Consider the following 13,097-nt stretch of genomic DNA (forward strand, 5'->3'; position numbering starts at 1 on the left):
CTCCCTACTTCGGGCTGTCGTCCTCGCCGATGTGGTGCACCCTGACCATGTTGGTCGAGCCCGAGACACCGGGCGGGGAACCCGCCGTGATCACCACGACGTCCCCCTTCTCGCAGCGGCCGTACTTCAGCAGCAGCTCGTCCACCTGGTCGACCATGGCGTCGGTGGAGTCCACATGCGGCCCCAGGAACGTCTCGGCACCCCAGGTGAGGCTGAGCTGGGAGCGGGTGGCCGGCTCCGGGGTGAAGGCGAGCAGCGGGATCGGCGAGCGGTAGCGGGACAGCCGGCGGGCGGTGTCTCCCGACTGGGTGAACGCCACCAGGAACTTCGCGCCGAGGAAGTCACCCATCTCGGCGGCGGCCCGGGCGACCGCACCGCCCTGGGTGCGCGGCTTGTTCCGCTCGGTCAGCGGCGGCAGGCCCTTGGCGAGCATGTCCTCCTCGGCCGCCGAGACGATCTTCGCCATGGTGCGCACGGTCTCGACCGGGTACTTGCCCACGCTCGTCTCGCCCGAGAGCATCACCGCGTCCGTGCCGTCGAGGACCGCGTTGGCCACGTCGGAGGCCTCGGCGCGGGTCGGCCGGGAGCTGTCGACCATCGAGTCGAGCATCTGGGTGGCGACGATGACCGGCTTGGCATTGCGCCTGGCGAGCTTGACCGCGCGCTTCTGCACGATCGGCACCTGCTCCAGGGGCATCTCCACGCCCAGGTCGCCGCGCGCGATCATGAGCCCGTCGAAGGCGGCCACGATGCCGTCGAGGTCCGCCACGGCCTGCGGCTTCTCGACCTTGGCGATCACCGGGAGGCGGCGGCCCTCCTCGGCCATGATGCGGCGCACGGGCCTGACGTCGTCACCGGTGCGGACGAAGGAGAGGGCGATGACGTCGAAGCCGGTGCGCAGCGCCCAGCGCAGGTCGTCCTCGTCCTTCTCGGAGAGGGCGGGGACGGAGACGGCGACTCCGGGGAGGTTCAGGCCCTTGTGGTCGGAGATCACGCCGCCCTCGACCACGCGGGTGCGGACGCGGGGGCCGTCGACGGCGATGACCTCCAGGCAGACCTTTCCGTCGTCCACGAGGACACGCTCCCCGGGGGTGACGTCGGCCGCGAGACCGCCGTAGGTGGTGCCGCACTGGTGCCGGTCGCCCTCGACGCCCTCCTCCACGGTGATGGTGAAGGTGTCGCCGCGTTCAAGGAGTACCGGTCCTTCGGCGAATCGGCCGAGCCGGATCTTCGGACCCTGAAGGTCGGCGAGGATTCCGACGCTGCGGCCGGTTTCGTCGGCCGCCTTGCGCACGCGCTGATATCGCTCCTCGTGTTCGACGTGCGTGCCATGGCTGAGGTTGAACCGGGCGACGTCCATTCCGGCCTCGACCAGTGCCTTGATCTGGTCGTACGAGTCGGTGGCGGGCCCCAGAGTACAGACGATCTTTGCTCGGCGCATAAGTCGAGCCTAGGCCTTACCCGCGGGTAGCGATTCCGGAGCGGATGTCCGCTCAACAACCTTTGGGTGAAGCCTTATTGACAAGTGTTGAATTGTGCGGCGACTCGCTCCGATGAGCGAGCCGGCCGGCCGTTCCCTACCTCACTTCGACCAGCGGTGTGAGCCGCGGTGCCTGCCGGGCCCGCGGGATCCGGGGCCGGGACTCCTGGAGGCCGAAGGTGGTGAAGGCCGTGCGGGTGGGCAGCGTGTACGGCTCCTTTCCGGTGAGGGAGTTGAGGATGCCGGCGCTGCGCCAGGCGGCGAGGCCGAGGTCGGGCGCGCCGACACCGTGGGTGTGCAGTTCGGCGTTCTGGACGTACACCGAGCCGGTGACCGAGGGGTCGAGAACGAGCCGGAACTCCTCGTCGATCCGCGGGCGTTCGCTGCTGTCGCGGCGCACATAGGCGTCGAGCCCGGCGAGCAGGCGGCCGAGAGGGCGCTCCCGGTAGCCGGTGGCGAGGACGACGGCGTCCGTCGTCAGCCGGGAGCGGCTGTTCTGCTGGAGGTGTTCCAGATGCAGCTCGATCTTGGTGGTGGCGATGCGGCCCGCCGTACGGACCCGGACGCCGGGGGTGAGGACGGCGTCGGGCCAGCCGCCGTGCAGGGTGCGCCGGTACAGCTCGTCGTGGATGGCGGCGAGGGTGCCGGCGTCGATGCCCTTGTGCAGCTGCCCCTGGGCGGCGACCAGCCGGTCGCGGACGGGCTCGGCGAGGGCGTGGAAGTAGCGGGTGTAGTCGGGCGTGAAGTGCTCCAGGCCGAGCTTGGAGTACTCCATCGGCGCGAACGCCTCGCTGCGGCCGATCCAGTGCAGCTTCTCGCGGCCGGCGGGGCGGTGGCGCAGCAGGTCGAGGAAGACCTCGGCGCCGGACTGTCCGGAGCCGACGACGGTGACGTGCTCGGCGGCCAGGACGGCGGAGCGGTGGTCCAGGTAGTCGGCGGCGTGGATGACGGGCACGCCCGGGGCGTCCACCAGCGGCTGGAGCGCGTCGGGCACATAGGGAGCGGTGCCGACGCCGATGACGACGTTCCGGGTGTAGGTACGGCCCAGGGCCTCCGTCTCGCCGTCGGCGCCCAGCTGGGTGAAGTCCACCTCGAACACGTCCCGTTCGGGGTTCCAGCAGACCGAGTCGACCTGGTGGCCGAATCTCAGCCCGGGCAGGCTCTGCGCGACCCAGCGGCAGTAGGCGTCGTACTCGGCGCGCTGGATGTGGAAGCGCTCGCCGAAGTAGAAGGGGAAGAGCCGTTCGTGCGTTCTGAGGTAGTTCAGGAAGCTCCAGGGACTGGTCGGGTCGGCGAGGGTCACCAGGTCGGCCAGGAAGGGCACTTGGATGGTGGCACCCTCGATGAGCAGGCCGGGGTGCCAGTCGAAGCCGGGGCGCTGTTCGTAGAAGACGGCGTCCAGTTCGGCGAGCGGATGGGCGAGGGCGGCCAGGGAGAGGTTGCACGGTCCGATGCCGATACCGACCAGGTCGCGGGGGGAGGCCGGCTCGTGGCATGGGGGGTTGGTCATGCGAGGGTGCCTTCTTCCACGAGTTTCAGGAGCTGGGCCAGGTCGCCCGGCCGGGTGTGCGGGTTGAGGAGCGTGGCCTTGAGCCAGAGCCGGCCGTCGAGCCGGGCGCGCCCCAGGACGGCCCGGCCCTCGTGCAGCAGCCTGCGGCGTACGGCGGCCACGGTGTCGTCGGCGGCGCCTGCGGGCCGGAACAGGACCGTGCTGATCACCGGCCGGTCGTACAGCTCGAAGCCGGGGTGTTCCTGGATCAGCGCGGCGAACTCGGCTGCCCGGGCGCAGACGTGGTCGACCAGGGCGCCGAGTCCGGTGCGGCCGAGGGTCTTCAGGGTGACGGCGGTCTTGAGGATGTCGGGGCGGCGGGTCGTGCGCAGGGAGCGGTCGAGCAGGTCGGGGAGTCCGGCCTCGGTGTCGTCGTCGGCGTTCAGGTAGTCGGCACGGTGGTGGAGCACGGCGAGTTCGGCGGGGCGGGCGACGGCGAGGAGGCCGGCGGCGACCGGCTGCCAGCCGAGCTTGTGCAGGTCGAGGGTGGCGGTGTGGGCGGCCTCCAGGCCGGCGAGTTTCTCCCGGTGCCGGTCGCTGAAGAGGAGGCCACCGCCGTAGGCGGCGTCGATGTGCAGGCGGGCGCCGTGGGCGGTGCACAGTCCGGCGATCTCCGGCAGCGGGTCGATGAGCCCGGCGTCCGTGGTGCCGGCGGTGGCGGCGACCAGCAGTGGGCCGGAGAGCGCGGTGAGGGCCTCGTCGAGGGCGGCGAGGTCGAGCGTGCCGGCCGCGGCCGGGACGACGACCGGGTCGGGCAGGCCGAGCAGCCAGGCGGCGCGCGGCAGCGAGTGGTGGGCGTTGGCCCCGCACACGAGGCGCACGCTGCCGCCGTGGGCCTCGCGCGCCAGCAGCAGGGCGAGCTGGTTGGACTCGGTGCCTCCGGAGGTGACGAGGGCGTCGGCGAGCCCTGCGGCGTGGGCGAGTGCGCGAGTGACGGCGGATTCCAGGGCGGAGGCGGCCGGGGCCTGGTCCCAGGAGTCCAGGGACGGGTTGAGGGCGCTGACGGCGAGGTCGGCGGCGGTGGCCACGGCGAGCGGGGGGCAGTGCAGATGGGCGGCACACAGCGGGTCGGCCGGATCGGCGGCGCCCTCCGCCAGGGCCTGCACGAGGGCGTGCAGGGCATCGGGGTCGCCGTGGTCCGCCAGGACGTCCCCGAGGACATCGGCGACGCGCGCGGCGACGGCCTCGGGTCCCCCGGCGGGCAGCGGCCCCCCGCGCTCCCGGCTTCCGGCCGCGAGCGCGTCGAGGACGGTGCCGAGGAGGGGGCGCAGGGTGCCGGGACCGTGGGGGCCCGAGGCGAGGGGCGGCGTATGCAGAGGTTCCGCACCGCTCATCGGCTGTCCTCCCGCTCATAAGCTGACCTTCGGTATCCAGCTTGTACGGGAAGAGGACCGCTTGTCCCGAAAGGACGACGATCGCACCCGAAAGTGGGTACTGCCGTGTGAGGAAGGCGTGTTGGGGAAGAGCCTGGGTTTCGGGCGAGCCGTTCAGCCCCCTCCGCCGGAGTCCTCCCCGTGGTCCCGGGCCCGCTGAGCGCCGGCGCGACGGCAGGGACCAGCCACGCCCCGGATCACCGGATCTGCTTCTCCGGCAGCCCCTTTCCCTTCCGTTCCTCCTGTCCGCCGTTCTCCGCCTGCGCCCCCTGCTCCTGCCTGCCGCGCACCCGCAGGGCGCGGGCCAGGTCGTCGAGACGGTCGGCGAGGGTGCGGCGCAGGGCCGGGGTGGGGTCGGCGTCGCGCAGACAGGCCTCCCCCAGCAGCAGGTTCTCGGTGTCGACGGCATGCGCCGGGAAGGCCCAGCGGCCGGCTGCGACCGCTATGGCGGGGCCGCGCCGGGCGCTGACGGCGACCGCGTCCGCGTAGAAGCGCGGCACGTACTCCCGCACCAGATCGGCCTGTTCGGGCTGCCAGAAGCCCTGGGCGGTGGCCGTGAAGAGGTAGTTGGACAGGTCGTCGCCGGCGAACATCGCCTCCCAGGCCGCGCGCTTGGTGTCCGGGTCGGGCAGGGCGGCCCGGCAGCGGGCGGCGCCCTCCTGGCCGGTGGCGGAGGGGTCGCGCTCCAGCTCGGCGGCGATGGCGGCCTCGTCGGTGGCGCCGAGCGCGGCGAGCCGGCCGAGGATGCGCCAGCGCAGCTCGGGGTCGAGTTCCGGACCGCCGGGCACCGTGCCGTCGGCGAGCCAGGCGGCGATGGTGTCGGGGTGGGCGGCCACGGAGATCAGGTGCCGTACGGCGATCAGGCGCAGGCCCGGGTGGTCGCCGTCCTCGGTGCGGCGCAGCAGGTCGCGGCAGAGGGCGGTGAGGGTCGACAGGGCGGCCGGGCGGTCCTCGGGCCTCAGGTACTGGTCGGCGATCTGCCCGGAGGCGAAGGCGAGGACGCCCTGGGCGAGGGCCAGGTCCGTCTCGCGCGGGAGGTGTGCGCGGGCCGCCTCCAGGTAGGCCTCGGGCGGGAGTTCGCCGTCGCGCACGGCGTCCCGCAGGGCGTTCCAGACGACCGCGCGGGTGAGCGGGTCGGGCAGGCCGGACAGGCCGGAGCGGACCGTGGCGAAGGACTCGGCGTCGAAGCGGACCTTGGCGTAGGTGAGGTCGCGGTCGTTGAGCAGCAGCAGCGCGGGACGCTTGCCGATGGGCTGCGGGGCGGTCTGCGGGACGTCGACGTCGAGGCGCTCGCGCAGCACCAGCCGGCCCTCGTCGGCCACGTCGTGGTCGTACAGGCCGGCGGTGAGGCGGTGCGGGCGGGCGCCCGTGCGGTCGACGGTCAGGGTGCAGCTGCCGTCGGCGGCGGCGATGACCGGCGTGAGCTGGTCCACGCCGGTGGTGCGCAGCCAGCTGTCGGCCCAGGCGGGCACGTCGCGGTCGGTGGCGGAGGCGAGGGAGTCGATGAAGTCGGCGAGGGTGGCGTTGCCGAACCTGTGCCGGGCGAAGTGGGTGTTGATGCCGGCGAGGAAGTCCTTCTCGCCGAGCCAGGCGGCCAGCTGGCGCAGCGCGGAGGCGCCCTTGGCGTAGGAGATGCCGTCGAAGTTGAGCAGCGCGGAGGCCGTGTCGTCGACCTTCTCGGGGGCGACCGGGTGGGTGGTGGGCCGCTGGTCGGCGTCGTAGCCCCAGGCCTTGCGGGTCACGCCGAACTCGGTCCAGGGACCGGTGAAGCGGGTTGCCTCGGCGGTGGTCTGGTAGCCCATGTACTCGGCGAAGGACTCGTTGAGCCAGATGTCGTCCCACCACTTGAGCGTGACGAGGTCGCCGAACCACATGTGGGCCATCTCGTGTGCGATGACCATGGCGCGGGTCTGCCGCTCGGTGTCGGTGACGGCGGAGCGGTAGACGAAGTCGTCGCGGAAGGTGACCAGGCCCGGGTTCTCCATGGCGCCCGCGTTGAACTCGGGGACGAACGCCTGGTCGTAGGAGTCGAAGGGGTACGGCTCCTCGAACTTCTCGTGGTAGCGGTCGAAGCACGCGCGCGTGACGTCGAAGATCTCGTCGGCGTCGGTGTCGAGGTACGGCGCGAGGGAGCGGCGGCAGTGGATGCCGAAGGGCAGTCCCTGGTGCTCGGTGCGCACCGAGTGCCAGGGGCCGGCGGCGACGGCGACCAGGTAGGTGGAGATCAGCGGGGTGGGTGCGGCCTGCCAGACGCCGTCGCCCCGGTGCTCGGTGACGCCGTTGGCGAGTACGGTCCAGCCCTCCGGCGCCTTGACGGAGACCTCGAAGACGGCCTTGAGGTCGGGCTGGTCGAAGGCGGCGAAGACGCGCTGGACGTCGTCCATGAACATCTGCGTGTAGACGTACGTCTCGCCGTCGCTCGGGTCGGTGAAGCGGTGCATGCCCTCGCCGGTACGGGAGTAACGCATGGCCGCGTCGACACGCAGTTCGTGTGCGCCCGCGGCGAGGTTCGTCAGCGCCAGCCGGCCGTCCTGCAGCGACTCGGGGTCGAGGGGCGCCCCGTCGAGCGTGACAGCGCGCAACTCGGCGGGCTTCAGCTCGACGAACGTGTCCCCGGCGGACCGCACGGTGAACCGGATCACGGTACGGGAGTCGAAGGTCTCGTCCCCGGTCGTGAGGTCCAGTTCGACGGTGTAGCGATGGACGTCGAGGAGCTGTGCTCGGAGCTGCGCTTCGTCGCGCGTGAGTACGGACATGCAGGCCATGCTGCCTGATCCCGCTGACACCGCACAGAGGGTGGGCAACTTCACGCCTTATGTCCCACTCGTCCCCCAGCCACTCCCCCGAGCCGGTCCCGCGAGCCAGTCCCCCGGCCCCGTGTCCCGACCCGTCCCCCCGCCCGGCCGCGCGCGCCTCGGCGCGAGATCAGGCCTGCGTCTGCTGTCCGTTGGCGGCGTCCTCGGCGATGCGCTCGTGGTGGCGGATCACCTCCGCGATGATGAAGTTCAGGAACTTCTCCGCGAAGGCCGGGTCGAGTTTGGCGTTCTCCGCCAGGCGGCGCAGCCGCTCGATCTGGCGGGCCTCACGGGCCGGGTCGGCGGGCGGCAGCTGGTGCACCGCCTTGAGCCTGCCGACCTGCTGGGTGGCCTTGAAACGCTCGGCGAGCAGGTGGACGACGGCCGCGTCGATGTTGTCGATGCTGTCGCGCAGCCGCTCCAGCTCCTGACGGACCTCGGGGTCCACGTCACCGTTTCCGATGTTGCTGGTGGTCATGGGCGTCAGCCTAGGGGGTCGCCGGGCCCGGCCTCGGCGGTGTCCGGAGAGTGGATCATCGGCGGATCGTCGGGGTCCGGGACGCGGTCGCTCCAGCCACCGGGGACAGTGCGGCCCTGCTGGGCGCGGAAGCGGGCCGGTGCGAGGCCCACGCGGCGGGTGAACAGCCGGGAGAAGTAGGCGGGGTCGTCGTAGCCGACGCGGCGGGCGACGGCGGCGACGGGCAGCTCGGTGGCGGCGAGGAGTTCCTTGGCGCGGCCGAGGCGGATGCCCAGCAGATAGTCCTTCGGGCTGCAGCCCGCGGCCCGGCGGACGGCGCTGCGCAGCTCGGCGGGGGTCATGCCGTGCACGCGCGCGTGGTCGGCGACGCTCATCGGCGTGCAGGCGTCCCGCGCGAGCGCCTCGAGCACCTGGTCGCCGTCCGGGGCGAGGTCGGCACGGGCACGGCGCAGGGCGACGAGGAGCTCGTGCACGGCGGCGCCGGTCTCCACCTCCAGCAGCGGGTTGCCACGGCGGGCGGCACGGGCGATACGGGCGACCACCGCGCGGGGCCCGGAGGCGTCGGAGAGCGGGACGACGGGCCGGTCCGGCTCGATGTAGCCGAGTTCGGTGTATGTGGCGGTTGCGGGTCCCGCGAAGTCCACGAAGCCCTCGTCCCAGCCGGTGTCCGGGTCGGGCGCGTAGTGGTGGGACACACCGGGGGTGAGCCAGAGCAGCGCGGGCGCGGTGACGGTCGTACGGCGGCCGTCGGCACCCCGGTACCAGCCGCCGCCCGCGTTGATCACGACGGCCACGTGGTGGTCGAGGGTGCGCGGGCCGACCGTGGGCAGCACGCCGTGCTGGAGGCCGACGCCCAGGCACACCAGGCCGAGGCCGTGGTGGGCGGGGCCGGGGCTGAAGAACCGCATCCAGGTCTGGTACATCGGTGCTCCTCCCGGCGTCGGCGGCCGCGGACTTTTGTCCAAGCAGCGCCGATCTTCGTCCATGGTGCTGACCGCCGGAAGGGGTGAGGCTGAGGCGCATGAGCGAGTTCACGGTGGGGGCACGCGACTTCCTGCTGGACGGGCGGCCGCTGCGGCTGCTGTCCGGGGCGCTGCACTACTTCCGGGTGCACGAGGGGCACTGGCGGCACCGCCTTGCGATGCTGCGTGCGATGGGCCTGAACTGCGTGGAGACGTATGTCCCCTGGAACCTGCACCAGCCCGCCCCGGGCGGCTACCGGGACGTGCAGGCGCTCGGCCGGTTCCTGGACGCGGTGCGGGAGGCCGGCCTGTGGGCGATCGTGCGGCCGGGCCCCTACATCTGCGCCGAGTGGGAGAACGGCGGACTGCCGCCCTGGGTGACGGGCGAGCCGGGCACGCGCGTGCGCACGCGTGACGAGCGTTATCTGTCGCATGTGAAGCACTGGTTCCACCATCTGATGCACCAGGTCGTGCCCCGGCAGATCGACCGCGGCGGCCCGGTGATCCTGGTGCAGGCCGAGAACGAGTACGGCAGCTACGGCAGCGACACCGGCCATCTGGAGGAGCTGGCCGCTCTGCTGCGCGCCGAGGGCGTCACGGTACCGCTGGTCACCTCGGACGGCCCCGAGGACCACATGCTGACCGGCGGCTCGCTGCCCGGGGTGCTCGCCACGGTCAATTTCGGCTCCCACGCGCGCGAGGCCTTCGGGACACTGCGCCGACACCGCCCCGAGGGCCCGCTGATGTGCATGGAGTTCTGGTGCGGCTGGTTCGACCACTGGGCCGGCGAGCATGTCGTACGGGACCCGGAGGAGGCCGCCGGGGCGCTGCGGGAGATCCTGGAGTGCGGGGCGTCGGTGAACCTCTACATGGCGCACGGCGGCACCAGCTTCGGCGGCTGGTCGGGCGCCAACCGGGGCGGCGGCGAGCTGCACGAGGGCCCGCTGGAGCCCGATGTGACCTCGTACGACTACGACGCCCCGGTGGACGAGTACGGCCGCCCCACGGAGAAGTTCTGGCGCTTCCGCGGGGTGCTGGCCGCGTACCACTCCGAACCGCTGCCCGAACTCCCGCCCCTGCCGGCCCCGTTGGCCCGCCCGACGGAGGTCACGTTCGACGGCTGGGCGCCCTTGGGTGACGTCCTGGAGACACTGGGCGGCGCGGAGACGGTCGCACCGCTGCCGCCCTCCTTCGAGGAACTGCACGTCACCCGCGGCCTGGTGCGCTACCAGGTCGACGTGCCCGGCCCGCGGCAGCCGTACCCGCTGACCCTGCGCGGGCTGCGGGACCTCGCGGTGGTGTACGTCGACGGGGAGCGGGCCGGGGTGCTCACCGAGGAGGAGCCGCGCCTGAAGGAGCCGGTGGCGGGCCCCGCGCGCGTGGAGCTGTGGGTGGAGTCCCTCGGGCGGGTGAACTACGGGCCGCGCTTCGGCGAGGTGAAGGGCATCACCGGCGGCATCCTGCACGAGCGGCAGTTTCTGCACGGGGTACGCGCGCGTGGCCTGGATCTGGGCGCGTTCGACGGGGGCGTGGACGCGGTGCCGTTCGGTGCCCTGCCGCAGGAGGGCGCACCGGGCCTGTACCGGGGCTCGGTCGTGGTCCACGGAGCCGGCGACGCCCGGCTGGAGCTGCCCGGCAGGACCCGTGGCTTCGTCTGGATCAACGGCTTCAACCTGGGCCGTTACTGGTCGGTGGGCCCCCAGCGGTCCCTGTACGTCCCCGGCCCGGTGCTGCGGGAGGGCGCGAACGAGGTGTGGGTGCTGGAGCTGCAGCAGACGGACGCGGACCACCCGGCGCCGCCCCGTCTGCTGCCCGTGTGACCAGCCGTCCCCGCCGCCTACAGTGGAAAGGGGTTCCGGCGTCTTTGGGGGTGCGGACGTGGCGAACGGCGGACCGGTCCAGCACGGCTACCCGCACCTGGAGACGGTGCGGGCCGCCATCACCGCGCTGTACAAGCGCCTGTCCTACACCACCGTCCAGACGTTCTCGACCAGCGTGGTCCCCGCCGACGTGGCCTTCTGCGACACCGACGACCTGCATCTGGGCGCGCAGCGGGTGGCCCGCGAGATCGTGCGGCACTTCCGGCTGCCGGACGCGCGGCTGATCGTCGGCTTCCGGGAGATGACCCATGCGGCGAACGTCGAACTGGCGGCCGGTCCCGAGTACTTCGTGGAACTGAACGACCGTTTCCGCACCCACCGCAGGGACATCGGCGCGGCGCTCGCCCACGAGGTGGCGCACGTCTACCTGCACCGCCTGGACCTGTCCTTCCCGACCACGGCGGAGAACGAGATCCTCACGGACACGGTGACGACCTACCTGGGTGCGGGCTGGCTGCTGCTGGACGCCTACCGGGAGGACGCGGTCTCCTCGCAGAAGCTCGGCTACCTCACCCCGGAGGAGTTCGGTTACGTCCTGGCCAAGCGGGCGCTGCTCTTCCAGGAGGACCCCTCGGTGTGGTTCACCAGCCCGCAGGCCTACGACGCGTACGGCAAGGGGATGGCCCTGGCCCGCCGGGACGAGCAGCAGCCGCCGCTGACCGGGGCCGGCTGGGCGGGCCGGCGGCGGTACGCCCACGACCGCCGGCACGCGTCCGGTGTCCAGCCGACGGCCGCCTACGCCTTCTCCCCCGACCCCGCCGGCCGGCTCCGGGTGACCTTTCCCTGCCCTACCTGCCAGCAGCGGATCAGGGTGCCGGTGAAGGGGCGGGTGCGGGCGCGGTGCGGCTTGTGCCGGACGGTGCTGGAGTGCGACACATAGGTCCACGGCACCGCGCCGGGGGCTCCGCCCCCGCACCGCACGTCTTGCCGACCCACCCGCCCCGGTCGGCAGGGAGGCTCGGGACCAGGCTCGGTCGGCCGGCAGGCCCGGGAGCCGACGCGGCCGGCAGGGGCCCGGCGCCCTCTGCCTCGCTTTCCGGCCGACCGAGTCGGGCGGGCGGGTGAGCCAGGAGGTCCGGGGCGGAGCCCCCGGGTGGCCCCGTGTGTCAGCCGAGCTGCTCGGACGCCGCCCGCCGGGGAAGCGCCGCACACAACACCCCGCACGCCACGAACACCCCGGTCACCCACGGCATCGCATCGCCCAACGCCCTGGTCATTCCCTCCCCGACGGCCCCGAAGAACACCGTGCCGATCACGGCGGCCCCCACCGCTCCCCCGAACTGCTGAGCCGTGGAGAAGATCCCGGACGCCCCGCCGGCCAACTCCCCCGGCACCGCCGACAGCACCACGTTCACCAGCGGCACCACCAGGAAGCCCAGCCCCGCCCCGGCGACGAGCAGCCCCGGCACCAGCGGCCACGCCCCGGTGTGCGCGGCCTGCGCCCCCTCGGCCACGGCCCCGACCCAGCCGAGGCCGCCGGCCATCATCAGCGCCCCGGCACCGAGCACCAGCCGCCCGTACCGTACGGCGAGCCCGTCCGCGGCCGGCGCGGTGAGGAAACCGCCCGCCGAGAAGGCGACCGTCACCAGCCCGGCCTGCATCGGCGTGTACTCCTCGCCGGCCTGCAGCCAGACCGCGAAGGCCAGGAAGAAGCCCTGCATACCGACGGAGAACAGCAACTGGACGAGCACACCCACCGAGAACACGGGGAGCCGGAAGGCACGGGCCGGCAGCAGCGGCACCGTCCCGGGCCGGTGCCGCCGGGCCTCGTACACCCCGAGCCCCACCACGGCCACGGCACCCGCCCCCAGGCAGGCCCAGCCCCACAGCGGCCAGCCGTTCTCCCGGCCCTGCACCAGCGGCAGCACGATCGCGACCAGGCCCCCGGCCAGCAGCACACTGCCCACGACGTCCGGCCGGCCCGCCGACCGCTCCCGCGTGGCGGGGACCAGCAACAGCCCGCCGACGAAGGTCGCCGCGGCCACCGGCACGTTCACCAGGAACACCGAGCGCCAGCCCCAGCCGAACAGGTCGGCGTCCGTGAGCACCCCGCCGAGCAGCAGCCCGACGGCGGAGGCGAACCCGGCGACGGCGCCGTACATCCCGAAGGCGGCCCCGCGTTCCCTGCCCTGGAAGAGGGTGCGGAACGAGCCGATCACCTGCGGCACCAGCACGGCCGCCAGCACGCCCTGGACGGCGCGGGCGGCGATCAGCTGCCCCGGTGACTGGGCGATCCCGCAGGCCAGGCTCGCCAGTCCGAAACCGGCCGTGCCGGCGAGGAAGAGCGAGCGGCGGCCGATGCGGTCGCCGAGGTGGCCGGAGACGATCAGGGCGGCGGCGAAGCCGAGCAGGTAGGCGGAGACGACCCATTGCAGGTCGCTGGCCGAGGCGTGCAGATCACGGCTGATGGAGGGCACGGCCACGTTGACGATCGTGGTGTCCAGCAGATCCATGAGCGCCGCGATCATCATCACGACGGCGGCGGCCCAGCGGCGCGGATGGGGTGCCGTCGCGCCGGCGGGATGTTCGGCGAGCGTTGCTGACATGACGGTCTCCTCGGCTCCTGGACGGGATTTATTT

General features: G+C 72.9%; 9 protein-coding genes. 2 read left to right on the forward strand and 7 right to left on the reverse strand.

The features are described 5' to 3' along the window. Positions 1-4: 4 nt before the first annotated feature. From pyk to ACZ41I_RS21880, 6 genes are all read right to left on the reverse strand, one after another. Positions 5-1,441, reverse strand: coding sequence for a pyruvate kinase (gene pyk, locus ACZ41I_RS21855; protein ID WP_363213617.1), 1,437 nt, complete (start codon positions 1,439-1,441; stop codon positions 5-7). A 136-nt stretch (positions 1,442-1,577) separates the two neighbouring features. Continuing rightward, on the reverse strand, positions 1,578-2,990 hold the full coding sequence (locus ACZ41I_RS21860; protein ID WP_399770110.1) for a lysine N(6)-hydroxylase/L-ornithine N(5)-oxygenase family protein: 1,413 nt from the start codon (positions 2,988-2,990) through the stop codon (positions 1,578-1,580). Continuing rightward, a complete protein-coding gene (locus ACZ41I_RS21865; RefSeq protein ID WP_468514909.1) occupies positions 2,987-4,345 on the reverse strand; it encodes a pyridoxal phosphate-dependent decarboxylase family protein in 1,359 nt (452 codons plus the stop codon). The genes ACZ41I_RS21860 and ACZ41I_RS21865 overlap by 4 nt, the downstream gene beginning before the upstream one ends. A 254-nt stretch (positions 4,346-4,599) precedes the next feature. Beyond that, positions 4,600-7,158: an aminopeptidase N gene (gene pepN / locus ACZ41I_RS21870; protein WP_468514843.1), complete on the reverse strand. Its 2,559-nt coding sequence runs from the start codon at positions 7,156-7,158 to the stop codon at positions 4,600-4,602. Positions 7,159-7,327: 169 nt separating this feature from the next. After that, positions 7,328-7,675 carry a chorismate mutase gene (locus ACZ41I_RS21875; protein ID WP_363213614.1) on the reverse strand — a complete coding sequence of 116 codons (348 nt, stop codon included), beginning with the start codon at positions 7,673-7,675 and terminating at the stop codon, positions 7,328-7,330. Positions 7,676-7,680: 5 nt separating this feature from the next. Next, complete coding sequence (locus ACZ41I_RS21880; protein WP_468514844.1) at positions 7,681-8,598, reverse strand: helix-turn-helix domain-containing protein; 918 nt, start codon at positions 8,596-8,598, stop codon at positions 7,681-7,683. A 98-nt stretch (positions 8,599-8,696) separates the two neighbouring features. Here ACZ41I_RS21880 and ACZ41I_RS21885 point away from each other — a divergent pair, with 98 nt between their 5' ends. Both ACZ41I_RS21885 and ACZ41I_RS21890 read left to right on the forward strand, forming a co-directional pair. Further along, positions 8,697-10,457 (forward strand): glycoside hydrolase family 35 protein, encoded by a 1,761-nt coding sequence (locus ACZ41I_RS21885; protein WP_468514845.1) that lies wholly within the window; start codon positions 8,697-8,699, stop codon positions 10,455-10,457. Between the two features lie 58 nt (positions 10,458-10,515). Next, positions 10,516-11,397: a hypothetical protein gene (locus ACZ41I_RS21890; RefSeq protein WP_363213611.1), complete on the forward strand. Its 882-nt coding sequence runs from the start codon at positions 10,516-10,518 to the stop codon at positions 11,395-11,397. A gap of 226 nt (positions 11,398-11,623) precedes the next feature. On the opposite strand, the gene ACZ41I_RS21895 is transcribed toward ACZ41I_RS21890, so the two are convergent. Beyond that, positions 11,624-13,063 carry an MFS transporter gene (locus tag ACZ41I_RS21895; RefSeq protein WP_468514846.1) on the reverse strand — a complete coding sequence of 480 codons (1,440 nt, stop codon included), beginning with the start codon at positions 13,061-13,063 and terminating at the stop codon, positions 11,624-11,626. Between the last annotated feature and the right edge of the window lie 34 nt (positions 13,064-13,097).

Source organism: Streptomyces sp. NPDC030799, from assembly GCF_055572255.1.

Coding starts and splice junctions, on each gene's coding strand:
- ACZ41I_RS21880 (WP_468514844.1), bottom strand. CDS start 8,598: ATGTACCAGACCTGGATGCGGTTCTTCAGCCCCGGCCCCGCCCACCAC.
- ACZ41I_RS21885 (WP_468514845.1), top strand. CDS start 8,697: ATGAGCGAGTTCACGGTGGGGGCACGCGACTTCCTGCTGGACGGGCGG.
- pepN (WP_468514843.1), bottom strand. CDS start 7,158: ATGTCCGTACTCACGCGCGACGAAGCGCAGCTCCGAGCACAGCTCCTC.
- ACZ41I_RS21860 (WP_399770110.1), bottom strand. CDS start 2,990: ATGACCAACCCCCCATGCCACGAGCCGGCCTCCCCCCGCGACCTGGTC.
- ACZ41I_RS21895 (WP_468514846.1), bottom strand. CDS start 13,063: ATGTCAGCAACGCTCGCCGAACATCCCGCCGGCGCGACGGCACCCCAT.
- ACZ41I_RS21875 (WP_363213614.1), bottom strand. CDS start 7,675: ATGACCACCAGCAACATCGGAAACGGTGACGTGGACCCCGAGGTCCGT.
- pyk (WP_363213617.1), bottom strand. CDS start 1,441: ATGCGCCGAGCAAAGATCGTCTGTACTCTGGGGCCCGCCACCGACTCG.